Origin of the sequence: Pseudomonas sp. BN607, from assembly GCF_029871175.1 — a bacterium.
In the GTDB taxonomy this organism is placed as follows: Bacteria; Pseudomonadota; Gammaproteobacteria; order Pseudomonadales; family Pseudomonadaceae; genus Aquipseudomonas.
Window position 1 is genome coordinate 275,640 of record NZ_SSOE01000056.1, and the last position, 23,850, is coordinate 299,489.

Below are 23,850 nucleotides of genomic sequence, written 5' to 3' on the forward strand. Positions count from 1 at the left end.
TGGTTAACCTCGCGTCGCCATGCTTTCGGCCAGGATCGCCAGCACCAGTTGCTGGAAGTCCAGGCCGGCCGCGCGGGCCGCCATGGGCACCAGGCTATGATCAGTCATGCCGGGTGCGGTGTTGACTTCGAGCAGCCAGAACCGGCCCTGCTCGTCCTGCATCACGTCCAGACGCCCCCAGCCTTCGATGCCAATGGCGTCGCAGGCACGTGCGGTCAGGTCGATCAGTTCCTGTTCCTTGGCGCTATCCAGGCCGCACGGGATGCGGTACTGGGTATCGTTGGCGATGTACTTGGCGTCGTAGTCGTAGAACACGTGCGGTGTACCCAGGGCGATCGGCGGCAGCACCTGGCCGCGCAGTACCGCGATGGTGAACTCCGGGCCGTGGATCCACTGCTCCACCAGTACCTGGGAATCGTATTTGGCGGCTTCCTGCCAGGCGGCGACCAGCTCCTGGGCGCTGTTCACCTTGGCCATGCCGATGCTAGAGCCTTCATGGGCGGGTTTGACGATAAGCGGGAAGCCCAGTTCCGTACTGGCTTGCAAACAATCGTTTTCGCTCGCCAACACCGCGTGGCGCGGGGTTGGAATACCCAGGCTCTGCCACACCTGCTTGGTGCGCAGCTTGTCCATGGCCAGCGCCGAGGCAAGGATGCCGCTACCGGTGTAGGGGATACCCAGGCACTCCAGCAGGCCTTGCATGCTGCCGTCTTCGCCGCCGCGACCGTGGAGGATGATGAAGGCGCGGTCGATCTTCTCGCTTTGCAGGCGTTCGAGCAGGTCGTCACCGACGTCGATGGCGACCACGTCGACACCGGCCTTGGTCAACGCGTCGATCACCGCGGCGCCGGACTTCAGCGACACCTCGCGCTCGGCGCTCTTGCCACCATACAGCACAGCCACGCGGCCGAACGCTGTCACGTCCAGGGTCGAGTGCAGCTTGTCGTAGGCGCTGGTCATTTCGACTTCTCCTGCTTGGCGCCAGCGAACAGCGGGCTTTTCATCAACTGCGGGGCCAGGCCACCGACATCACCGGCACCCTGGCAGATCAAGATGTCGCCAGCGCGCAGCAGTGGCTTGACCAGCGGCGCCAGCTCGGCACCGCGCTCGATGTAGATAGGGTCCAGCTTGCCGCGCTGGCGGATGCTGTGGCACAGCTGGCGGCTGTCGGCACCTGGGATCGGCTCTTCACCGGCCGGGTAGACCTCCATCAGCAGCAGCACGTTGGCATCGCCCAGCACCTGGACAAAATCGTCGTACAGGTCGCGGGTGCGGCTGTAGCGATGCGGCTGGTAGACGATCACCAGGCGGCGGCTTGGCCACCCACCACGCACCGCCTTGATCACCGCCGCCACTTCGGTCGGGTGGTGGCCATAGTCGTCGACCAGCATCACGCTGCCGCCTTCGACCGGCAGTTCGCCGTACACCTGAAAGCGCCGGCCGACACCCTGGAAGCCGGACAGGCCCTGGATGATGGCCTCGTCAGTGATGCCTTCGTCGGTGGCGATGGCGATGGTCGCCAAGGCGTTCAGCACGTTGTGGTTGCCGGGCATGTTCACCGACACCTCCAGCGGCTCGCGGTCACGGCGCAGCACGGTGAAGTGGGTCTGCATGCCCTGCTGGCGAACGTTGATGGCGCGGATATCGGCCTCTTCGCTAAAGCCGTAGGTCACGGTCGGACGCTTCACCTGCGGCAGGATTTCGCGCACGACCGGGTCGTCCAGGCACATCACTGCCAGACCGTAGAACGGCAGGTTGTGCAGGAACTCGACGAAGGTCTTCTTCAGTTTGTTGAAGTCGCCTTCGTAGGTTGCCATGTGGTCGGCATCGATGTTGGTGACCACGGCCACCATCGGCTGCAGGTGCAGGAAGCTGGCGTCGCTTTCGTCGGCTTCGGCGATCAGGTAGCGGCTGGTGCCCAGCTGGGCATTGGTACCGGCTGCGGTCAGACGGCCGCCAATGACGAAGGTAGGGTCCAGGCCGCCGGCGGCGAATACCGAGGCCAGCAGGCTGGTGGTGGTGGTCTTGCCGTGAGTACCGGCGACAGCCACGCCGTGGCGGTAGCGCATCAGCTCGGCCAGCATTTCGGCACGTGGCACCACCGGGATGCGACGCTCGAGGGCAGTGGCAACCTCTGGGTTGGCCGGGTTGATGGCACTGGACACCACCAGAACATCGGCGGTCGCAGCATTCTCGGCGCGGTGGCCGACAAAGATCTCGGCGCCGAACGATTCCAGGCGCTCGGTGACCGGCGAGGCTTTCAGGTCGGAACCGGACACTTCATAGCCCAGGTTCAGCAACACTTCGGCAATGCCACACATGCCCACACCGCCGATACCGACGAAATGGATACGGCGGATACGGCCCATCTTTGGCTGGGGCATGGCTTTCTGGCTCTCAACCATGGGCCACCTCCAGGCAGATGTCGACCACGGTGCTGGTTGCGGCAGGTTTGGCCAGGCGCCGTGCGGTGCCTGCCATGACGTTGAGTTTCTCGGGTTGCATCAGCACCTCGTTCAGGCGTTCAGCGAGCTGCGCTGCGCCAGTTGTCGCTTGCGGCATCAGGAAGGCAGCGCCTTCGCGGGCCAGATATTGGGCGTTGTGGGTCTGGTGGTCGTCGATCGCGTGCGGCAAAGGCACCAGCATCGAAGGCAAGCCTGCTGCCGCCAGCTCGCTGACGGTCAGGGCTCCGGCCCGGCACACCACCATGTCGGCCCAGCCATAGGCCTGGGCCATGTCTTTGATGAAAGGCTCTACCTGAGCCGTGACACCTGCCTCGTGATAACGCTCGGCGGTGATCGGCGCGTGTTGCTTGCCGGCCTGGTGGAACACCTCTGGCCGCAACGCGGCGGGCACTTCGGACAGGGCCTTAGGCAACAATTTGTTCAATGGTTCCGCACCCAGGCTGCCCCCCAGCACCAACAGGCGTGCGCGGCGCTCGACCAAGGGCGCACGTTGGGCGTCCATGAACAGCTCCGGGCGCACCGGGTTGCCAGTGGTGCGACGCTTGTCGCTGGCCTCGAAGGTGTTCGGGAAAGCTTCGCAGACCCGCGCAGACAGTGGCACCAGCAAGCGATTGGCGGTACCGGCCCGGGCGTTCTGTTCGTGGATCACCAGCGGCACACCGCAGAGCCGCGCGGCCACGCCGCCGGGGCCAGTCACGTAGCCGCCAAAGCCCAGTACGCAGACCGGCTTGAGCTGGCGAATGATGCGCCGGGCCTGCAGCACGGCCTTGACCAAGGTGAACGGTGCCTTGAGCAACGACAGCTTGCTTTTGCCGCGCAGGCCGCTGACCTGGATCAGGTGCAAGGGCAGACCGGCCTGTGGCACCAGTTCGTTTTCGATGCCACGCGGGGTGCCCAGCCAGTGCACGCTGTAGCCGCGCGCCTGGAACTCCCGGGCGCAGGCCAGGGCCGGGAAGACGTGCCCCCCGGTACCACCGGCCATGATCAGTACGTTCTTGCCATCAGCGGCCATGACTGGTCTCCTCGGCAAAATCGCTTTCACTGAATTCATGTTCCTCGCTACCCAGGTGCGTGCGGCTTTCCCACTCGATGCGCAGCAACAGCCCCACGCAGGCGCAACAGATCACCAGCGAGCTGCCCCCATAGCTGAGGAATGGCAAGGTCAGGCCCTTGGTCGGCAGCAGGCCGACGTTCACGCCGATATTGATCAGGAACTGGCCGATCCACAGGAACGCCAGGCCGAACGCCATGTAGGCGGCAAAGAACTGCTTGGCCTTCTCGGCCCACAGGCCGATGTACAGGGCTCGCACGGTCACGAACACGAACAGTGCGATGGTCACCAGCGAGCCGACCACACCCAGCTCTTCAGCCAGTACCGAGAACACGAAGTCGGTGTGCGCTTCAGGCAGGTAGAACTGCTTCTGTACGCTGTTACCCAAGCCCACGCCCAGCCATTCGCCACGGCCGAAGGCAATCAGCGCCTGGGTCAACTGGTAGCCAGAACCGAACTGGTCGGACCACGGGTCGGTAAAGGTGATCAGGCGCGCCATCCGGTAGGGTTGCGCCTGCACCAGCACGAACACTGCGACCACTGCCAGCACCACCATCAGACTGAAGCGGAACAACCCCACCCCGCCGAGGAACAGCATGGCCGCCGCCGCGCCCATCATCACCACGGTGGCGCCGAAGTCAGGCTCCATCAACAGCAGGCCGGCCATCGGCAGCAGCACAATGAACGGCTTGAAGAAGCCCATCCAGCTTTCGCGCACTTCGGTCTGCCGACGCACCAGGTACCCGGCCAGGTAGATGACCACGAACACCTTGGCAATTTCCGAAGGCTGCACGTTGAAGAAGCTGAAGCCGATCCAGCGCATCGAACCGTTCACTTCACGGCCGATACCCGGCACCAGCACCAGCACCAGCAAGCCAAAGGCGCCAATCAGCATCATGAAGCCCATGCGCTGCCAAGTGGCGATCGGCACCAGTAAGGTGGCGCCACAGGCGACCAGGCCGAGGAACACGTACACCAGGTGGCGGAACATGTGGTACAGCGGGTTACCCGACTGCACCGCAGCCACTTCCGACGAGGCCGAAGTGATCATCACCAGGCCCAGGCCGAGCAAGGCCAGGCAACCGGCAAGCATCGGGAAGTCGAGGTCAATGCCACGGCCACTGATCAGCGGCGACGGATAAGGCTTGAGGATGCCGAAGATCATGCAAGGCCTCCCGCTGCCTGGGCGAACAGGCGGCCGCGTTCTTCGAAGTTCCTGAACATGTCGAGGCTTGCGCACGCCGGCGACAGCAGCACGGCATCACCAGCCTGGGCCAGTTCGGCACATTGCTGCACGGCGTCGTCGAGGGTCTTGACCCGGACCAGTGGCACGTCATCGCCCAGGGCCTCGGCGAGGCGCTCGGCATCACGGCCAAGCAACACCACGGCGCGGCAGAAGCGCTTGACCGGCTCGCGCAATGCGGTGAATTCGGCACCCTTGCCGTCGCCACCGGCGATCAGCACCAGTTTGCCTTCGATATCGGCCCCCAGGCCTTCGATGGCGGCCAGGGCCGCCCCGACGTTGGTAGCCTTGGAATCGTCGTACCAGCTCACGCCATTGCGCTCGCGAACCCACTGGCAACGGTGGGCCAAGCCCCCGAACGCCCGCAGGGCTTCAAGCATAGGCTCGAATGGCAACCCGGCAGCATGGCCCAGCGCCAGCGCCGCCAGGGCATTGCTCTGGTTGTGCGCGCCACGAATCTTCAGCTCGCGCACCGGCATCAGCGCCTGGAATTCGAATGCCAGGTATTTCTCACCCTCCACTTCGCGCAGGCCGAAGGCCTTGAAGTCAGGTTGGTTGAGGCCGAAGGTCCAGCATGGGCGACCTTCCACCGGCAACGGCCGGCTGAGGGCGTCCTGGCGATTGACGACAACCTGCTTGGCACCCCGGAAGATGCGGTGCTTGGCCAGGTGGTAGGCGGGCAGGCCGCTGTAGCGGTCCATGTGGTCTTCGCTGATATTCAGCACGGTGGCCACTTCGGCGTTCAGCTGGTCGGTGGTTTCCAGCTGGAAGCTGGACAGTTCCAGCACGTACAGCTCGACGTCATCGGCCAGCAGGTCCAGCGCCGGAGTACCCAGGTTACCGCCCACGGCCACGCGCTTGCCGGCCTTGGCGGCCATTTCGCCGACCAAGGTGGTGACAGTGCTCTTGGCATTGGAGCCGCTGATGGCAATGATCGGCGCCTTGGCGTTGCGGGCGAACAGCTCGATGTCGCCGGACAGTTGCACGCCGCGTGCGGCGGCCTGCTGCAAGGCCGGGGTGGCCAGGGCCAGGCCCGGGCTCACGTACAGCTCGTTGGCGCGGCACAGGAAGTCCACGTCCAGCTCCCCACAGCGCACTTCCACCTGCGGGTAATCACGGCGCAGGGTGTCCAGTTCCGGCGGTTGCTCGCGGGTGTCGGCGACCGCAAAGGCAATGCCCCGGCTCGCCAGGAAGCGAACCAGGGACATGCCGCTCTTGCCGAGGCCGACAACGATGCGGAATTGGTCGGAAGCGATCAAGGACACGCTCATCTACCTCAATTTCAGGGTTGCAAGGCCAATCAGTACCAGGATCACGGTGATGATCCAGAAGCGGACGATCACACGGGGCTCTGGCCAGCCCTTGAGTTCAAAGTGGTGGTGGATCGGCGCCATGCGGAACACGCGCTTGCCGGTCAGCTTGAAGGAGGCGACCTGGATCACCACCGACAGGGTTTCCACGACGAAGATGCCGCCCATGATGAACAGGACAATTTCCTGGCGCACGATCACGGCGATGGTGCCCAGTGCGGCGCCCAGCGCCAGCGCGCCGACGTCACCCATGAACACTTGCGCCGGGTAGGTGTTGAACCACAGGAAGCCCAGGCCGGCACCGATCAGCGCGCCACAGAACACGATCAGCTCGCCCGAGCCCGGCACATAGGGGATCAGCAGGTATTCGGCGAACTTCACGTTACCCGACAGGTAGCAGAAGATGCCCAGCGCGCCCCCGACCATCACCGTCGGCATGATTGCCAGGCCATCGAGGCCATCGGTGAGGTTGACCGCGTTGCTGGAGCCAACGATGACGAAGTAGGTCAGCACAACGAAGCCGACGCCCAGCGGAATGGTGACGTCCTTGATGAACGGCAGGATCAGCGTGGTCTCGACGCTGGTCGGCGCGGTTTTGTACAGGAACACTGCCGCCGCCAGGCCGAACACCGACTGCCAGAAATACTTCCAGCGACTCGGCAGGCCACGCGAGTTCTTCTCGATCACCTTGCGATAGTCGTCGACCCAGCCGATGGCACCGAACGCCAGGGTGACGATCAGCACCACCCAGACGTAACGGTTGCTCAGGTCGGCCCACAAGAGGGTGCTGACGGCGATGGCCGACAGGATCAGCGCGCCACCCATGGTCGGCGTGCCGGACTTGGACAGGTGCGATTGCGGGCCGTCGTTGCGCACGGCCTGGCCGATCTGGCGAATTTGCAGGGTACGGATCATCCACGGGCCCAGCCACAGCGCCAGGGACAACGCGGTCAGTACACCCAGGATCCCGCGCAAGGACAGGTACTGGAAGACCGCGAAGCCTTTGTGGAACTGTTGCAGATACTCGGCCAACAGCAGCAGCATTAATGTTTCTCCCCGCTGGAACCGCACAATGCCGCAACGACGTTTTCCATCGCAGCGCTGCGCGAACCCTTGATCAAGATAGTTGTGTTGCCGGCATTTTCGGCGCTAACCGCGTCGATCAGCTCAGCTTGAGTAGCGAAATGGCGGCCATTGGCGCCGAACGCCTTGACCGCATGTGTCATGTTGGAACCCACTGCGTACAGGGCGTCGACCTTGCCACGCGCGTAGTCGCCCACCTGACGGTGGCCTTCTTCCGCCCATTGCCCCAATTCGCCGATATCCCCAAGCACCAGAACGGTGCGCCCGGAAAAGCCGGCGAGTATATCAATGGCCGCGCACATGGAGGTGGGATTTGCGTTGTAACTGTCGTCGATCACTCGCGCGCCGTTCGGCGCGATCTGCGCCACGGTGCGGCCCTTGACCGGTTGCACGGCAGCCAGGCCGGCGGCGATGCCGCTCAGGCTCAGACCAACGGCATGCGCCGCAGCGGCAGCGGCCAGGGCGTTGCTGACGTTGTGCTCCCCCAGCAGATTGAGCTGCACGTCAACCACGTCGCCGGCGCCATGCAGCTTGAATGACGGGCAACCACGGGCATCGCGACCGATGTCGCTGGCATGGAAATCGGCATTGGCGTTGCTGCGGGCAAAACTGACGACTTTGTGGTTACCGGCACGGGTCTTCCAGATGGCAAAGGCTTTGTCATCCAGGTTGAGAATGGCGATGCCGCCCTCGCCCAGGCCCTCAAGGATTTCGCCCTTGGCCTCGACAATCTTCTCCGGGCCGCCGAACTCGCCCACATGGGCCGTACCGGCGTTGTTGATGATGACCACCTGCGGCTGGGTCAGCCCGACGGTGTAGCGGATTTCGCCAATGCGCGAAGCACCCAGTTCGATCACCGCGGCGCTGTGCTCCGGGGCGATCTCCAGCAGGGTCAGCGGCGCGCCGAGGTCGTTGTTGAGGTTGCCACGGGTAGCGTGCACCAGGCCACGGGTGCGCAGGATGCTGGCCAGCATCTCCTTGACCGTGGTCTTGCCGCTGGAACCGGTAATGGCTACCACTGGCTTGTCGTAGGCGGCACGGTTCAGTGCGCCGAGCTTGCCCAGCGCCAGGCGGCAGTCGGCCACCAGCAACTGCGGCAGGTCGACACCAGGAACTTCACGCTCGACCAACGCCGCGACGGCGCCTTTGGCTTTCACGTCAGCCAGGTAGTCATGGCCATCGAAACGCGGGCCGACCAGGGCGACGAACAGTTGCCCGGCGTTGACGCTACGGCTGTCGATGCTGACGCCGGTGAACGTGGCGTCGGCACCGACCTGTTGACCAATCCCTGCAGCAGCCAGCTGGCTGAGCGACATCGGCTTAATCATGTGGAGCCTCCCAGGCTGCAAGTGCCTTTTCGGCTTCGAGCAAATCGGAGAAAGCATGGCGCTCGCCATTGATCTCCTGGTAATCCTCATGCCCCTTGCCGGCCAGCACGATCACGTCGTTGGCAGCGGCTGAGGCGATCAGGTGCGCAATGGCTTCTCCACGGCCGGCGACGAACTCGACGTCATCAGGCTGGGTGAAACCGGGGCGAATGTCGTTGAAGATGCCCAGTGGGTCTTCGGTACGCGGGTTGTCGTCGGTGACCAGCACGCGGTCGGCCAGGCGCTCGGCCACTTCGGCCATCAGCGGGCGCTTGCCGCGATCACGGTCGCCGCCGCAGCCGAACAGGCACAACAGCTTGCCGTGGGCATGCGGGCGCAGGGCTTCGAGCACTTTTTCCAGCGCGTCCGGGGTATGCGCGTAGTCGACCACCACCAGCGGTTTGTCGCCGCCGCCCAGGCGCTGCATGCGGCCGACCGGGCCTTGCAGTTGCGGGATGACCTTGAGGATCTCGTCCAGCGCGTAGTCCAGCGCCAGCAGGGTTGCGACGGCGGCGAGCATGTTGCTCAGGTTGAAGCGGCCGAGCAGCTGGCTGCGCAGTGTGCGCTCACCTTGGGCAGTGACGAGCGTGGCGCGTACGCCATCGTCGTTGAATACGGCTTCGCGACAGAACAACGACGCGTCCGGGTTTTCCAGGCTGTAGCTGATCAGCCGGGTCTCGATACGATCGGTCATCGGCTTGCGGGCGAAATCGTCAGCCAGACGGCGACCGAAGTCATCGTCCAGGTTGACCACCTGGCAACGCAGGCTCGGCCAGGCGAACAGCTTGGCCTTGGCGGCCTCATAGGCCTGCATGCTGCCGTGATAGTCGAGATGGTCGCGGGACAGGTTGGTCATCACCGCGATGTCGAATTCCAGCGCGGCGACGCGGCCTTGCTCCAAGGCATGGGAGGAAACCTCCATGGCCACGGCCTTGGCGCCGGCTTTCTTGAGGTCGTTCAGCGTCGCCTGCACGGCGATCGGGTCCGGTGTGGTCAGGCGCCCGCTCTGCAGCTCGCCGTAGAAGCCGGTACCCAAGGTGCCGATCAGGCCGCAACGCTGGCCGAGCAGGTCGAGCGCCTGGGCGACTAGTTGGGTGACACTGGTCTTGCCGTTGGTACCGGTCACACCGACCAGGTTCAGCTGGCGGCTAGGCTCGCCATAGAAGCGACCGGCGATGTCCGACAGCTGGGCAATCAGGCCCTTGACCGGGATCAGCGGCACATCGGTCAGCGGCAGCACATTGGCGCCCTGCTCCTCGTAGGCAACGGCGGCAGCACCACGGGCCAGGGCATCGGCGATATGCTCGCGGCCATCGACCTTGGCGCCCGGCACCGCCAGGAACAGGTCACCTGCGCGCACATTGCGGCTGTCCAGGGTCAGCTCACGGATCAGCGGGTCACGGCTGGCGTGGGCGAAAAGTTTGCTCAATGGCATTGTCATCATCCACGCCCTCCGTTGGCGGCTGCTGCATTGACTTGCGATTGCACGGCGGGCGCTTGAGCCGGCACGGGTGCTGGCGGCGGCAGGTTGTCTGGCGGCACGTTCATCAAGCGCAGGGTGCCGGACATGACCTTGCTGAATACCGGCGCCGACACCAGGCCGCCGAAGTAACCACCCTTGCCGGGTTCGTCGATGACCACGACGATCGCGTAGCGCGGGTCGCTCATCGGCCCGAAGCCTGCGAACAGCGAGCGGTAGGCGTTTTCGGTGTAGCCCTTGGAACCCACGGTGGCCTTACGCGCGGTACCGGACTTGCCGGCTACGTGATAGAACGGCACCTGGGCGCGGAACACCCCGCGTGGCGCTTCGATCACCTGCTGCAGCATGCCCTGCACGGTTTCGGCGGTTTCCTTCGGAATGGCCTGCACGGCCTCCGGGGCCTTGTCGACTTTCAGGATCGACAGCGGCACCATCTTGCCGTCGTTGGCGAGCGCCGCGTAGGCGTGCACCAGCTGCAGGGCAGTGACCGAAACGCCGTAGCCATAGGACAGGGTCGCAGTCTCGGCCTTGCGCCACTCGCGATGGTTGGGCAGGTTGCCGACGCGCTCGCCCGGGAAGCCAAGGCCGGTGTACTGGCCCAGGCCGACCTGGGACATGACCCGGTAAATCGCTTCGCCGCCAATATCGAAGGCAATCTTGCTCATGCCGACGTTACTGGAGTTGATCAGGATGCCGGTCAGGTCGAGGATCGGCCCCTCGCTGCGCGACACGTCCTTGATGGTGTAGCGGCCGATCTGCAGGCTGCCCGGGTACACCTCGACCTTGTCGCTGGGCTTCCAGCGGCCGCTCTCCAGTGCCGCGCTCATGGAGATCGGCTTGACCGTGGAACCTGGCTCGAACACGTCGATGATCGCCCGGTTACGCATGGCCGCCGGGAACATGCTGCGGCGGTTGTTGGGGTTATAGGTTGGCTGGTTGACCATGGCCAGGACTTCGCCGGTCTTGACGTCCATGATCACCAGGCTGCCGGCCTTTGCATCCTGCTCGGCGATGGCATTGCGCAGTTCGCGGGTGGCCAGGTACTGCAGGCGCAGGTCAATCGACAACGCCAAGGTCTTTCCGGCCTTGGCGTTCTTGGTTACCTGAATGTCCTTGATCAGCCGGCCGCGCCGGTCCTTGATCACCTGGCGCTTGCCAGGCACGCCGGCCAACCACTCGTCATACGCCAGCTCTACCCCTTCGCGACCGTGGTCGTCGAGGTCGGTGAAGCCAACCATGTGCGCGGTGACATCGCCGGCCGGATAGAAGCGGCGGAACTCTTCCAGGCCGTAAACGCCCGGTACTTTCAGGTCGAGCACGTGCTGGCCCTGCTCCGGGGTCAGCCCGCGGACCAGGTAGATGAATTCCTTGCTGGCCTGCTGGGTCAAGCGCTCGGTCAGCTGCTGGGGGTTTTGCCCCAGCGCCGCGGCCAGCTGCGGCCAGCGCTCTTTGGAGGCCTGCATTTCCTTGGGGTTGGCCCACAGCGTGGTGACCGGAGTACTCACGGCCAAAGGTTCACCATTGCGGTCGGTAATCAACCCTCGGTGCGCCGGGATTGGGATGTGACGCAGGCTGCGCGCATCGCCCTGGCCCTTGAGGAAATCGCGGTCGACAACCTGCAGGTCGATGATCCGCCAGCAAATCGCACCGACCATGATCGCCAGCAAGCCGATCACGACACGGAACCGCCACGGGTAAAGTGCACCTTCGAGCTTCATCATGGCGCCACCATCCGTACTTCATCAGCGGAAGGCACACGCATCTTGAGTTGCTCGGAGGCCAGGTTCTCGATGCGGCTGGCAGCAGTCCAGGTGCTCTGCTCAAGGATCAGCCGGCCCCATTCGGCCTGGGCCTTGTCGCGTTCGTTCAGTTCACCGTACAGGGTGTTGAGCAGCTGGCGGTTCCAATGCGCGCTGTAGGACACGGCAATGGCTGAAACCAGCACGCCAACGAACAGCAGAAGCATCAGGAAGCTTCCGCCTGGCAAGGGTTTGGCAAACAGCCTGCTCACCGCAGCTTCTCCGCCACACGCATCACGGCGCTACGCGACCGCGGGTTGGCCTTGAGCTCGGCTTCGGAGGCGAACTGGGCCTTGCCGATGAGCTTGATCTTCGGCTCGAAGACCTTGTGCTGGACCGGCAGGTTGCGCGGCAGGTTATCGGCCTCGCCCTTCACCAGCTTGCGCATGAACAGCTTGACGATACGGTCTTCCAGCGAGTGGAAACTGATGACTGCCAGGCGACCGCCGACCTCAAGCGCATCGAGCGCGGCCTCAAGGCCCGCCTCAAGGTCACCCAGCTCGTTGTTGACGTGGATCCGCAAGCCCTGGAAGGCACGCGTAGCCGGGTTCTTGCCCTTTTCCCAGGCCGGGTTGGCCACTTTGAGCACTTCTGCCAAATCGGCGGTACGGGTGAACGGCTGCTTTTCGCGGCGCTCGACCACGGCACGTGCCATGCGCCCGGCAAAGCGCTCCTCGCCGTACTCCTTGAACACGCGAGCGATTTCTTCCACTGGCGCAGTAGCAATGAACTCGGCAGCGCTCACCCCCTGGTCCGGGTTCATGCGCATGTCCAGCGGGCCGTCATTGAGGAAGCTGAAACCACGCTCTGGGTCGTCCAGCTGGGGCGAGGACACCCCCAGGTCCAGCAGCACGCCGCTGACCTTGCCGTGCAGGCCACGCTCGGCCACTTCCGCGCCCAGCTCGGCAAAGCTGCGCTGCACAATGACAAAGCGGCCGTCTTCGGCCGCCAGCGCTTGCCCGGTGGCAATCGCTTGGGGATCTTTATCGAAACCCAGCAGCCGCCCTTGCGGCCCGAGCTTGCTGAGAATCAGCCGACTGTGTCCGCCACGGCCGAAAGTGCCGTCCAGATAGCAACCGTCGGCGCGCAGGGCCAATGCCTCGACAGCTTCGTCGAGCAGGACGGTGATGTGGTTGAAGCCGCTATCTATGGTCACAGGATCAGGTCACGCAATTCGTCGGGCATGGCGCCCGGTTGTTGAATAGCTGCAAGGTCGGCTGCCGAAACCGCGTTCCAGGCATCTTCATCCCACAGCTGGAATTTGTTCAGTTGCCCCACCAGCATCGCCTTCTTGTCGAGCTTGGCGTATTCACGCAGGCGGGGCGGCACCAGGAAACGCCCACTGCCATCGAGCTCCAGGTCAACCGCATTACCGATCAGCAAACGCTGCAGGCGGCGGTTTTCCTCACGCAACGATGGCAAGGCACGCAACTTGGCTTCTATCTGTTCCCACTCATCGAGCGGGTATACACACAAGCAGGGGTCTACGGCGTCGATGGTCACGATCAGCTGACCATTGCAACGCGAATCGAGCTCGTCACGGTACCGGCTCGGCATGGCGAGACGGCCCTTGGCATCGAGGCTGACGGCGTTGGCTCCGCGGAACACGGCTGCGATTCCCCACAATGTTAGCTTTTTTGTGCCAGAAAACCCACTTCATCCCACTTTCTGCCACTTGCGCACACTATAGGAATCCGCCCGCTGCACCGTCAAGGCACGTTCGGAAGGAAAAGCCTTACAGGACCGAGATTTAGCGCGATAAAGGAAAGTGGAAGGACTACCAACGCGAAAAAAACACGATAAAAATCAAACCCAGGCAAGCCCATAGAGTTCGAAGTTAAAGTGATTTATCAAGAGTAAGATTTTTTCGGTATTACCAGAGGGGATCTGCAACCGAATGAAGCAGGAAAGGAAAGGTGGAGAGTCGATCTGTAAGCCGGGTTTTGTCGAGGACAGTCATTCCTCTACGACGGCCATCACTGGACGCCTCTAGCAACCTACCCGGTTCCGACGCGGGCCACGCCTGATGGAACCCTATTTGGTCTTGCTCCGAGTGGGGTTTACCTAGCCACGAACTGTTGCCAGTCGTGCGGTGCGCTCTTACCGCACCTTTTCACCCTTACCGGCACCGAAGTGCTTAGGCGGTTATTTTCTGTGGCACTTTCCGTAGGCTCGCGCCTCCCAGGCGTTACCTGGCACTCTGCCCTATGGAGCCCGGACTTTCCTCCCCCCGCTTTTGCTCTACAAAGTAGCGGAACAAAAACAGGCAGCGACTGTCCGATCGACTCTCCGCCGACAAGGTTACCGGCACGCGCGCTCAAGAACAAGTGATAGCTCAATGTATGTCATTGAGCCATTACTGAGCTTTCTGTTTATCCAGTGCCGCTTGATACAAAAGATTCTTGCGCACGCCAGTGATTTCCGCTGCCAGCGCAGCCGCGCGCTTGAGCGGCAACTCCGCCAGCAGCAAGTCGAGCACACGCATTGCCTCGGTGCTGACCGCCTGCTCGCCCTCAGGCGCACTCCAGCCACCGACCAGCACCACGCACTCACCGCGCTGCTGGTTGCTGTCACCGGCAACGAATGCACGCAATTCCGCCAGCGGCAGGCCCTTGAGCGTCTCGAAGGTCTTGGTCAGCTCGCGCGCCAGCAGCGCCGGGCGCTCGCCCCCGAATACCGTTTCCATGTCTTCAAGGCATTCGAGGATGCGGTGCGGTGCCTCATAGAAAATCAGCGTGCGCGGCTCTTCCTTTACCTGCTCCAGGCGCGCCCGACGCCCGGCCTGCTTGGCCGGCAGAAAGCCTTCGAAGATGAAACGGTCTGACGGCAGGCCGGCTGCCGACAGTGCAGCGATCAAGGCACAAGCGCCCGGCACTGGCACCACGTTCACCCCGGCAGCCCGGGCCTGGCGAACCAAGTGGTAGCCCGGGTCGGAAATCAGCGGCGTACCGGCATCGGAGACCAGCGCCACATTTTCGCCAGCCAGCAGCTTGGTGAGAAAACGCCCACCTTCGTCGCGCTCATTGTGCTCATGGCAGGCCGCCAGCGGCGTATCGATACCAAAGTGCTGCAGCAGGCGGATCGAATGGCGGGTGTCTTCGGCGGCGATCAGCGCCACGTCCGCCAGCACTTTCAGCGCCCGTGCACTCATGTCGTCAAGGTTGCCGATGGGGGTTGCCACTACATACAGCGTTCCCACCGAGGATTTCGAAGCCCCTGCCACATCAGTCACTGCGCACACCTGTCATTCGGATCAAAGGCGCCATTGTAGCCCGAGCGCCTGCAACAGGGCGCAAAGAACTTCACCGGCGGTCAGCGGCAAGCCACCTATAGTGAAGGATCGACACGGCAACATCGCGCCCCGGCCAGTGCTTGGGTACAATTGCCGGCCAACTTGATCGAGTAACAGGACCTTTACATGATCGCTTGCCTGCGGCTGCTCACAGCCCTCTGCCTCGCTGCCCTGCTCGCAGCCTGCGCCAGCTCGCCCTCATCCAGCCTGGGCGAACTGCCACGCACCCCGGATGCCAGCATCGAGCAACTGCTCGAAAAGGCCGCTTCCAGCAAATCTGCGGAAGACGCCGCCCTGCTGCGCCTGAGCGCGGCCGACCTGGCCTACAAGCAGAAGGACTTCCCCCGCGCCGCACGCATTCTCGAGCAAGTTCCGCTGGACACGCTCAAGCCGGCCCAGCAAGTGTTCGCCAGCACCCTCGCTGCCGAACTGGCCATGAGCCGCAACCAGCCCAAGGCGGCCCTGACCGCCTTGGCCCACCCCAGCCTGCAGCGCGTTGCCGAATTGCCGGCAGAGCAGCAAGTGCGCACCTATAGCGTGCACGCCGCCGCACTCGAGGCCGACGGCCAGGCCCTGGCTGCCGCGCAGCAGCGCGTCCTGCTGGCCCCGCTGCTCAGCGGCCAGGCCGCCAGCGCCAACAATGACGCCATCTGGGCCCTGGTGGCCTCGCTGCCGGCCGAACAGTTGCAGCAGCCTGGCAATGACCAGACCCTGAACGGCTGGACCAGCCTGGCCTTTGCCGTGAAGAGCGCCGGCACCCTGGAACAGCAGCAAGGCGCCATCGACACCTGGGTCAAGCAGCACCCGGACCACCCTGCTGCCCAGCAACTGCCACTGGCACTGACCAAACTCAAGGAACTGGCCAGCCAGCCGCTGACCAAGATCGCCCTGCTGCTGCCCCAGGAAGGCCCGCTGGCCGGCGTTGCCCGCGCCCTGCGTGACGGCTTCATGGCTGCGCACTTCCAGGCCCAGCAAGCCGGCCAGCCGGCACCTGCCGTGCAGGTGTTCGACAGTTCGCGCATCGGCTCGCTCGACGACTTCTATCGCCAGGCCCAGGCCGCAGGCGTGCAACTGGTCATCGGCCCGTTGGAAAAACCGCTGGTCAAGCAACTGGCCGCCAAGCCGCAGTTGCCAATCACCACCCTGGCCCTGAACTATGCCGACGCCGGCCAGAAGGCCCCACCGCAACTGTTCCAGTTTGGCCTGGCTGCCGAAGACGAAGCCCGTGAAGTGGCCCGCCGCGCCCGTGCCGATGGCATGGTCCGCGCCGTGGCCCTGGTGCCGAGCGGCGAATGGGGCGATCGCGTGCTGGCCGCCTTCCGCCAGGACTGGGAAGGCAATGGCGGCACCCTGCTCGCCGCCGAGCGCATCGCCCAGCCGGTAGCGCTGGCCCAGCAAATTGCCGACCTGTTCCAGTTGCGCCAGAGCGAAGGCCGCGCCAAGAGCTTGCAAAGCACCGTGGGCGGCAGCATCGCTGCGCAACCGTCGCGCCGCCAGGACATCGACTTCATCTTCCTCGCCTCGACCCCGCAGCAGGCGCAGCAGATCAAGCCGACCCTGAATTTCCAGTACGCCGGTGACGTGCCGGTATACGCCACCTCGAACCTGTACAGCGCCAGCGGTGACGTCAACCAGTACAACGACATGAACGGCATCCGCTTCTGCGAAACGCCATGGCTGCTTGATACCAGCAACAGCCTGCGCCAGCAGGTAGTGCAGCAGTGGCCGCAAGCGGCCGGCAGCCTGGGCCGCCTGTACGCCATGGGCGTCGATGCCTATAGCCTGGCACCGCGCCTGGGCCAGCTGAAAGCGCTGCCGGACAACCGCGTCCTCGGCCTTTCGGGCAGCCTGAGCGTCAACGCCAACCAGCGCATCGAGCGCCAGCTGCCATGGGCCGAATTTGCCGGCGGCCAGGTTAAACGCCTGCCCGACACCCCACGCTGATGGCTGCAGCGTCGCCTACCAGCGCCGGGCAAGCGGCAGAAACCCAGGCCCTTGAATACCTTCAAGGGCAGGGGCTGCAACTGCTGGCACGTAACTGGCGATGCAAAGGCGGTGAGCTTGATCTGGTCATGCTCGACACCGATACAGTAGTATTCGTCGAAGTCCGCTACCGGTTTCACGCGGGCTTCGGAGGTGCCCTCGACAGTATCGACGGGCGCAAGCAGAAACGGTTGGTGCTTGCCGCCAGCCTGTTCCTGCAGAAGGAGCCCCACTGGGGCAACCACCCCTGCCGCTTCGACGTAGTCGCCCTGCAGGGCAGCCACCATGCAGGCAGACCGCTTCAATGGCTGAAAAACGCCTTCGAATGCTGAACCCATTACGTTTTTTTTGCTCTATGTATCGCGGGCTGGTCGTTGTTGCGCGTAGCAAAGGCCACCGCCCCATTTAAGGTCACCAGATGGACATGCAATCCCGAATTCGCCGGCTGTTTCAGGCCAGCATCGATACCAAGCAACAGGCAATGGACATCCTGGCACCGCACATCGAGCAGGCCAGCCTGGTCATGGTCAATGCACTGCTCAACGAGGGCAAGATGCTCGCCTGCGGCAATGGCGGCTCGGCCGGCGATGCCCAGCACTTTTCATCCGAGCTGCTGAACCGCTTCGAGCGCGAACGCCCGAGCTTGCCGGCCATCGCGCTGACCACCGACAGCTCTACCCTGACCTCGATCGCCAACGACTACAGCTACAACGAAGTTTTTTCCAAGCAGATCCGCGCCCTGGGCCAACCTGGCGACGTTCTGCTGGCGATCTCCACCAGCGGCAATTCGGCCAACGTGATCCAGGCGATCCAGGCCGCACATGACCGCGAAATGATTGTCGTAGCATTGACGGGCCGTGACGGCGGCGGCATGGCTTCACTGCTGCTGCCAGAGGACGTGGAAATCCGCGTACCCTCGACGGTTACCGCGCGCATCCAGGAAGTCCACCTGCTGGCGATCCACTGCCTGTGCGATCTGATCGACAGCCAACTGTTCGGGAGTGAAGAATGACCCCTATGCGCCTCGGCCTGATGGCCCTGACCCTGTGCCTGAGCGTCACCGGTTGCAGCTCGGTACTGACCTCTACCCGCAATTCGCCGATCGAAGACGATCGCGGTACGCGCACCATTGGCAGCAAGATCGACGACTCACTGATCGAAACCAAGGCTGCGGTGAACATTTCCAAGGCCAACCCGGACCTGGACAAGGGCTCGCACATTGTCGTCAGCAGCTACAACGGCATCGTCCTGCTGGCCGGCCAGACCCCTCGTGCCGAGCTCAAGAGCCTGGCCGAGCAGACTGCCAGCCAGGTACAGCGGGTGAAGAAGGTGCACAACGAGCTGCAGGTGATGCAGCCCTCCTCGATCCTGGCACGCAACAACGACGCCTGGCTGACTACCAAGATCAAGACCCAGATGCTGACCGACAATGCCGTGCCCAGCTCGCGCATCAAGGTGATCACCGAGAACGGCATCGTCTACCTGCTCGGCCTGGTTACCCAGCAGGAGGCCAACTCGGCCACTGCCGTGGTGCAGGGCGTGTCGGGCGTGCAGAAAATCGTCAAGCTGTTCGAGTACATCGACTGATTGCGCTTGCTTGAGATTGTTAGCGCCTGCGAGACCGGGCGCCGCCCGCGCGGCGCATCGCGAGCTAACGCTCGCTCCTACGCTTGTTTCGGGCCAGTAACGCCTGTGACAGGCGCACGCGGCCGCCTTCTTTGTAGGACGCGACATTGCAATCTCACTGCCAGAAAAAAGGCGATCCGGTTGGATCGCCTTTTTTGTTACTTGACCACTTTCAGGCTTGGCCGCCCTGTAGGGCGCGGTGGCTGACCACCACCTTCGGGCGGGCCATCGTCATCCGGCCGCACATCATCATCGTCTGCGAAGTCGTCTTCCATCAACGACGGCTCCAGCTCGAAGACCATACCCTGACCATTTTCGCGGGCGTAGACCCCCAGGATGGCGCCAACCGGCACGAACAGCGAATGGGTCACGCCGCTGAATCGGCCCTCAAAGCTGACCGCATCGTTTTCCATCTTGAGGCCACGCACAGCACTTGGCGAAATATTCAGGACGATCTGGCCATCACTGGCGAAACCATCAGGCACCTGCACCTTGGGGAACTCGGCATTGACCAGCATATGGGGCGTGCAATCGTTGTCGACGATCCACTCGTACAGTGCTCGAACCAGATAGGGGCGACTGGAGTTCATCAACGGCTCCTTAAAGCTTGCGCATTTCACGTTCAACGGAGGACAAGCTCGCCTGGAAAGGCTCGCGGGCGAACTGACGCTCCATGTAATCCAGCAGCGGCTTGGCTTGCCGCGGCAACTCGATACCCAACACTGGCAAGCGCCAGAGTATGGGCAATAGACAACAATCGACCAGGCTTTGCTCATCGCTCATGAAACAAGCGAACTCATTGAACAGCGGCGAAACGCCGGTCAGGCTTTCGCGCAGGGCCTTGCGCGCTTCGGTACGGGCAGCTTCCCTGCTGCGCGGATCGAGTACGGTGTCGGCCAACGCACACCAGTCGCGCTGAATACGGTGCATCAGCAAACGGCTGTTACCGCGTGCCACCGGATAAACCGGCATCAGCGGCGGGTGCGGGTAACGCTCGTCGAGGTATTCCATCACCACGGTCGGCTCATACAATGCCAGGTCCCGGTCAACCAGGGTCGGCACGCTGCCGTACGGATTGACCTCGGCCAATTTGGGCGGCAAACGAGCAGGATCGACATCGATGACCTGCACGCTGACGCCCTTCTCGGCCAGCACCAGGCGTACCCGATGAGAATAGTGGTCAGCGGGGTCGGAATAGCAGGCTAACCTGTTGGTTGCGCCCATGTAGCGGCTCCTCGCACGAAATGCGTGTACAACTGTAAATGAAAACGCGCCCGGGGTGCCCTAGCTGTTTTGCTAGGGCACCCCGGGCGCGCTCAACAACCAGAAATTACTGCGTGATCAGTGCACGTCCTTCCAGTACTCACGCTTGAGCAAATAGGCGAATACGAAGAAGAAAGCCAGGTACAGCAACACGTAGGTACCGATGCGCTGGCTTTCCAGTTTGACCGGGTTGGCCGAATAAGCCAGGAAGGTCACCAGGTTCTTGACCTTCTCGTCGAACTGCTCGGTCGTCAGGGTACCGGATTTCGGCGTGATGGTCAGCTGGTCACAGGCTTCATGGGTAATCGGGCTGCCGGTCAATGGGTCGAATTGCTTCTTGCCGTCGGTAACGGTCTGCACCTGCTTGCAGCCAATTACCTGGTTACCCTGCAGGCCCACCAGCACGTTGGGCATGCCAACGTTCGGGAACACCTTGTTGTTCACCCCGTAAGGCCGTGACGGGTCCTCGTAGAAGCTGCGCAGGTAGGTGTACAGCCAGTCAGTGCCACGCACCCGGGCGACCAGGGTCAGGTCGGGCGGTGCCGCGCCGAACCAGGTCTTGGCGTCACTGGGTTTCATGCCGATCTGCATGTGGTCGCCGATCTTCGCACCGGTGAACACCAGCTTCTCGAGCATCAGCTCGTGCGGGATACCCAGGTCGTCGGCCACCCGCTCGTAGCGCTGAAACTTGGCACTGTGACAACCCATGCAATAGTTGGCGAAGGTTCGTGCACCGTCCTGCATGGCAGCCTTGTCGGTTAGGTCGATATCGACCTTGTCCAACTCCAGGCCGTGTTCGGCAGCGAAAGAAAAGGCAGGCATCACTGCCAGCAAAAATACTGCAATCAACTTTTTCATCAGCCAGTCACCCTTTCCGGAACCGGTTTGGTCTTCTCGAGCCTTGTGTAGAACGGCATCAGCAGGAAGTAGGCGAAGTACAACACCGTGCACACTTGCGACAGCAAGGTACGCCCAGGTGTCGGCGCCAGTACGCCCAGCACGCCGAGGATGACGAAGGCCACACAGAACACCAGCAGGAAGACCTTGCTGATCCAGCCCTTGTAACGCATGGAGCGCACCGGGCTGCGATCGAGCCACGGCAGTACGAACAGCACGGCGATGGCCGCGCCCATGGCGATCACCCCCATGAGCTTGTCAGGCACCGCGCGCAGAATCGCGTAGAACGGTGTGAAGTACCACACGGGGGCGATGTGCTCCGGTGTCTTGAAGGCGTTGGCCTGCTCGAAGTTTGGTTTCTCCAGGAAGTAACCCCCCATTTCCGGGAAGAAGAACACCACGGCGCAGAACACGAACAGGAACACCACCACGCCGACAATGTCTTTCACCGTGTAGTAGGGATGGAACGGAATGCCGTCCAGCGGGATGCCGTTTTCGTCCTTCTTCTTCTTGATGTCCACGCCATCGGGGTTGTTCGAGCCCACTTCGTGCAGGGCCAGGATGTGCAGCACCACCAGGCCCAGGATGACGATGGGCAAGGCGACGACGTGCAGGGCAAAGAAGCGGTTGAGGGTGATACCCGAGATCAGGTAGTCACCGCGGATCCACTGGGTAAGGTCGCCACCGATCACCGGGATAGCACCGAACAGCGAGATGATCACCTGGGCCCCCCAGTACGACATTTGGCCCCACGGCAGCAGGTAGCCCATGAAAGCCTCGGCCATCAGCGCCAGGTAGATCAGCATGCCGAACAGCCAGACCAGCTCGCGCGGCTTCTGGTACGAGCCGTAGAGCAAGCCGCGGAACATGTGCAGGTAGACCACGATGAAGAACGCCGAAGCACCGGTAGAGTGCAGGTAGCGGAGGATCCAGCCGTACTCCACGTCACGCATGATGTACTCGACCGAGGCGAACGCCTCTTCCGCCGAGGGCGTGAAGCTCATGGTCAACCACACACCGGTGACGATCTGGTTGACCAGCACCAGCAACGCCAGGGAGCCGAAGAAGTACAGGAAGTTGAAGTTCTTGGGCGCGTAATACTTGCTCAGGTGGTCTTCCCACATCTTGGTCGCGGGGAAGCGAGCATCAATCCAGTCCATGAACTTGCTCATCATGCTTTCTCCTGGTCGACGCCGATGACGATGATGTCGTCCGTCTCGTAAGAGTGCGGCGGCACGGGCAGGTTGAGAGGCGCCGGCTGCGATTTGTAGACACGGCCAGCCAGGTCGTAGTGGGAACCGTGGCACGGGCAGAAGTAGCCACCCACCCATTTCGGGCCAAGGTCGGCAGGCGCAACCTCTGGACGGAAGGTGGGCGAGCAGCCCAGATGCGTGCACAGGCCGACGAGGATGAGGATTTCCGGCTTGATCGAGCGAACCTCGGGGTCGACATAGGTCGGCTGCACCGAAGCCTTGGATTCTGGATCAGACAAATCGCCGGTAATTTTCTTCAGGTTGCCGAGGATTTCCTCCGTACGCCGAACGATGAACACCGGCTGGCCACGCCACTCGGCCACCATCTGCTGCCCGGCCTCGACCTTGGCGATATTGACCTTCACCGGTGCGCCCGCGGCTTTCGCCTTGGCACTGGGAAACCATGACCCCACGAACGGTACCGCAGCCCCCACTGCCCCCGCTGCCCCGACCACGGATGTCGCGGCTACGAGGAAGCGGCGCCGGCCTGCGTTGACGCCGTCATTGCTCATTCAGTCCTCTCCCATCAGCTTGCTTGGCCAGTTGGACCTGACCTGTACTTAGGTAATGTCTGTGGCACTAAAAATTGGCCGCCATGGTAAGAAACAAATCCACACACTGACAAGGTGATTACCCCTGGTCCGGGCTACAACCCTCGCTTTGCTTGATCTGCGTCTATGCGGCCAGCGATCACGGACATGCTGACAGGTTAGTTCAAGCCAAAAAAAAAGCCCGGTTCCAAGGAACCGGGCTTTTTTCGACTGCCGAAGCGGTATTAACGCTTGGAGTACTGAGGACGCTTACGCGCTTTACGCAGACCCACTTTCTTACGCTCGACTTCACGAGCGTCGCGGGTGACGTAGCCAGCACGACGCAGAGCGCCACGCAGGGTTTCGTCGTATTCCATCAGAGCGCGGGTGATACCGTGACGGATCGCACCGGCCTGACCGCTGACACCACCACCGGAAACGGTGACGTAGATGTCGAACTTCTCAACGGTTTCGGTCAGCTCGAGTGGCTGGCGAACAACCATGCGAGCGGTTTCGCGACCGAAGAACACGTCCAGAGAACGGTTGTTGATGGAGATGTTACCAGTACCCGGACGCAGGAATACGCGAGCGGTTGCGGTCTTGCGACGGCCAGTGCCGTAATTTTGAGTCGCCGACATAATGAACTATCCCGTTAGATCTTCAGTTCTTGAGGCTGCTGAGCAGTGTGTGGGTGAGCAGCACCCGCGTACACTTTCAGCTTGCGGTACATGTCGCGACCCAGCGGGTTCTTAGGCAGCATGCCTTTGACCGCGGTTTCGATAACACGCTCAGGGGCCTTGGCGATCAACTTCTCGAAGTTGATTTCCTTGATACCGCCCGGGAAGCCGGAGTGGGAGTAGTACATTTTGTCGGAAGACTTGGCACCAGTCACACGAACCTGCTCGGCGTTGATAACGACGATGTAGTCGCCGGTGTCAACGTGAGGGGTGTATTCTGGTTTGTGTTTGCCACGCAGACGGGTAGCGATTTCGGTAGCCAGACGACCCAGGGTCTGGCCAGCGGCGTCAACTACGAACCACTCGCGCTTTACTGTTTCCGGTTTAGCAGTAAAAGTTTTCATTCTCTAAAGCCTCAGAGGCCGCCCAGCGAAAAATAGACGGCGAATCTTACTGGATAGTGCACAGCTTGCCAAGGGCAAGCGCGCAGCCGAACACAGACGCTTTTGGGGGCTCGGGTCGGGCACGCCA

At 62.7% G+C, this 23,850-nt stretch carries 24 protein-coding genes and 1 other RNA gene; 4 read left to right on the plus strand and 21 right to left on the minus strand.

Translation table 11 applies throughout. The annotated features are described in order from the left end of the window. Positions 1–3: 3 nt before the first annotated feature. The 14 genes from E8E68_RS15175 to rsmI all read right to left on the minus strand — a co-directional run bounded on the left by E8E68_RS15175 (position 4) and on the right by rsmI (position 15,030). Positions 4–960, minus strand: a complete 957-nt coding sequence (locus E8E68_RS15175; RefSeq protein ID WP_110742610.1) for a D-alanine--D-alanine ligase — start codon at positions 958–960, stop codon at positions 4–6. Continuing rightward, positions 957–2,405: a UDP-N-acetylmuramate--L-alanine ligase gene (murC, locus tag E8E68_RS15180; protein WP_016713564.1), complete on the minus strand. Its 1,449-nt coding sequence runs from the start codon at positions 2,403–2,405 to the stop codon at positions 957–959. The genes E8E68_RS15175 and murC overlap by 4 nt, the downstream gene beginning before the upstream one ends. Continuing rightward, positions 2,398–3,477, minus strand: a complete 1,080-nt coding sequence (murG, locus tag E8E68_RS15185; protein WP_110742609.1) for an undecaprenyldiphospho-muramoylpentapeptide beta-N-acetylglucosaminyltransferase — start codon at positions 3,475–3,477, stop codon at positions 2,398–2,400. Before murG ends, murC begins: the two co-directional genes overlap by 8 nt. Next, complete coding sequence (gene ftsW, locus E8E68_RS15190; RefSeq protein WP_266031882.1) at positions 3,467–4,678, minus strand: putative lipid II flippase FtsW; 1,212 nt, start codon at positions 4,676–4,678, stop codon at positions 3,467–3,469. The genes murG and ftsW overlap by 11 nt, the downstream gene beginning before the upstream one ends. Continuing rightward, positions 4,678–6,024 carry a UDP-N-acetylmuramoyl-L-alanine--D-glutamate ligase gene (gene murD, locus E8E68_RS15195; protein ID WP_280342591.1) on the minus strand — a complete coding sequence of 449 codons (1,347 nt, stop codon included), beginning with the start codon at positions 6,022–6,024 and terminating at the stop codon, positions 4,678–4,680. The genes ftsW and murD overlap by 1 nt, the downstream gene beginning before the upstream one ends. 6 nt (positions 6,025–6,030) lie before the next feature. After that, entirely contained in the window at positions 6,031–7,113 is a 1,083-nt protein-coding gene (gene mraY, locus E8E68_RS15200) for a phospho-N-acetylmuramoyl-pentapeptide-transferase (RefSeq protein WP_003251852.1), read from the minus strand. Next, positions 7,113–8,480 (minus strand): UDP-N-acetylmuramoyl-tripeptide--D-alanyl-D-alanine ligase, encoded by a 1,368-nt coding sequence (murF, locus tag E8E68_RS15205; RefSeq protein WP_266031870.1) that lies wholly within the window; start codon positions 8,478–8,480, stop codon positions 7,113–7,115. Before murF ends, mraY begins: the two co-directional genes overlap by 1 nt. After that, positions 8,473–9,960 carry a UDP-N-acetylmuramoyl-L-alanyl-D-glutamate--2,6-diaminopimelate ligase gene (locus tag E8E68_RS15210; RefSeq protein ID WP_280342594.1) on the minus strand — a complete coding sequence of 496 codons (1,488 nt, stop codon included), beginning with the start codon at positions 9,958–9,960 and terminating at the stop codon, positions 8,473–8,475. Before E8E68_RS15210 ends, murF begins: the two co-directional genes overlap by 8 nt. Then, positions 9,960–11,717 (minus strand): penicillin-binding protein 2, encoded by a 1,758-nt coding sequence (locus E8E68_RS15215; RefSeq protein WP_266031884.1) that lies wholly within the window; start codon positions 11,715–11,717, stop codon positions 9,960–9,962. The genes E8E68_RS15210 and E8E68_RS15215 overlap by 1 nt, the downstream gene beginning before the upstream one ends. Then, a complete protein-coding gene (gene ftsL, locus E8E68_RS15220) occupies positions 11,717–12,010 on the minus strand; it encodes a cell division protein FtsL (protein WP_110742605.1) in 294 nt (97 codons plus the stop codon). The genes E8E68_RS15215 and ftsL overlap by 1 nt, the downstream gene beginning before the upstream one ends. Next, a complete protein-coding gene (gene rsmH / locus E8E68_RS15225) occupies positions 12,007–12,948 on the minus strand; it encodes a 16S rRNA (cytosine(1402)-N(4))-methyltransferase RsmH (protein ID WP_177410698.1) in 942 nt (313 codons plus the stop codon). The genes ftsL and rsmH overlap by 4 nt, the downstream gene beginning before the upstream one ends. A gap of 2 nt (positions 12,949–12,950) precedes the next feature. Beyond that, positions 12,951–13,406 (minus strand): division/cell wall cluster transcriptional repressor MraZ, encoded by a 456-nt coding sequence (gene mraZ / locus E8E68_RS15230; RefSeq protein ID WP_004575120.1) that lies wholly within the window; start codon positions 13,404–13,406, stop codon positions 12,951–12,953. 308 nt (positions 13,407–13,714) lie between these two features. After that, positions 13,715–14,087, minus strand: an RNA gene (gene rnpB, locus E8E68_RS15235) — RNase P RNA component class A. Between the two features lie 67 nt (positions 14,088–14,154). Next, positions 14,155–15,030: a 16S rRNA (cytidine(1402)-2'-O)-methyltransferase gene (gene rsmI, locus E8E68_RS15240; protein ID WP_266031871.1), complete on the minus strand. Its 876-nt coding sequence runs from the start codon at positions 15,028–15,030 to the stop codon at positions 14,155–14,157. Between the two features lie 186 nt (positions 15,031–15,216). On the opposite strand from rsmI, the gene E8E68_RS15245 reads away from it, so the two are divergent. The 4 genes from E8E68_RS15245 to E8E68_RS15260 all read left to right on the plus strand — a co-directional run bounded on the left by E8E68_RS15245 (position 15,217) and on the right by E8E68_RS15260 (position 18,660). Beyond that, a complete protein-coding gene (locus tag E8E68_RS15245) occupies positions 15,217–17,034 on the plus strand; it encodes a penicillin-binding protein activator (RefSeq protein ID WP_110742602.1) in 1,818 nt (605 codons plus the stop codon). After that, positions 17,034–17,405, plus strand: coding sequence for a YraN family protein (locus tag E8E68_RS15250; RefSeq protein WP_266031872.1), 372 nt, complete (start codon positions 17,034–17,036; stop codon positions 17,403–17,405). Before E8E68_RS15245 ends, E8E68_RS15250 begins: the two co-directional genes overlap by 1 nt. Positions 17,406–17,491: 86 nt before the next feature. Further along, complete coding sequence (locus E8E68_RS15255) at positions 17,492–18,085, plus strand: phosphoheptose isomerase (protein WP_012274070.1); 594 nt, start codon at positions 17,492–17,494, stop codon at positions 18,083–18,085. Next, positions 18,082–18,660 (plus strand): BON domain-containing protein, encoded by a 579-nt coding sequence (locus E8E68_RS15260; protein WP_110742600.1) that lies wholly within the window; start codon positions 18,082–18,084, stop codon positions 18,658–18,660. The genes E8E68_RS15255 and E8E68_RS15260 overlap by 4 nt, the downstream gene beginning before the upstream one ends. Before the next feature lie 197 nt (positions 18,661–18,857). Here E8E68_RS15260 and E8E68_RS15265 read toward each other — a convergent pair whose 3' ends face one another. From E8E68_RS15265 to rplM, 7 genes are all read right to left on the minus strand, one after another. Further along, entirely contained in the window at positions 18,858–19,289 is a 432-nt protein-coding gene (locus E8E68_RS15265; protein WP_280342600.1) for a ClpXP protease specificity-enhancing factor, read from the minus strand. A gap of 10 nt (positions 19,290–19,299) precedes the next feature. Continuing rightward, a complete protein-coding gene (locus tag E8E68_RS15270) occupies positions 19,300–19,923 on the minus strand; it encodes a glutathione S-transferase N-terminal domain-containing protein (protein WP_266031873.1) in 624 nt (207 codons plus the stop codon). A 117-nt stretch (positions 19,924–20,040) separates the two neighbouring features. Next, positions 20,041–20,820 (minus strand): cytochrome c1, encoded by a 780-nt coding sequence (locus E8E68_RS15275; RefSeq protein ID WP_110740498.1) that lies wholly within the window; start codon positions 20,818–20,820, stop codon positions 20,041–20,043. After that, a complete protein-coding gene (locus tag E8E68_RS15280) occupies positions 20,820–22,031 on the minus strand; it encodes a cytochrome bc complex cytochrome b subunit (RefSeq protein ID WP_266031885.1) in 1,212 nt (403 codons plus the stop codon). The genes E8E68_RS15275 and E8E68_RS15280 overlap by 1 nt, the downstream gene beginning before the upstream one ends. Continuing rightward, entirely contained in the window at positions 22,031–22,624 is a 594-nt protein-coding gene (gene petA, locus E8E68_RS15285) for a ubiquinol-cytochrome c reductase iron-sulfur subunit (RefSeq protein WP_110742596.1), read from the minus strand. The genes E8E68_RS15280 and petA overlap by 1 nt, the downstream gene beginning before the upstream one ends. Positions 22,625–22,887: 263 nt before the next feature. Continuing rightward, positions 22,888–23,280, minus strand: coding sequence for a 30S ribosomal protein S9 (gene rpsI, locus E8E68_RS15290; protein ID WP_003260797.1), 393 nt, complete (start codon positions 23,278–23,280; stop codon positions 22,888–22,890). 14 nt (positions 23,281–23,294) lie between these two features. Then, positions 23,295–23,723 carry a 50S ribosomal protein L13 gene (gene rplM / locus E8E68_RS15295; protein WP_003251819.1) on the minus strand — a complete coding sequence of 143 codons (429 nt, stop codon included), beginning with the start codon at positions 23,721–23,723 and terminating at the stop codon, positions 23,295–23,297. Between the last annotated feature and the right edge of the window lie 127 nt (positions 23,724–23,850).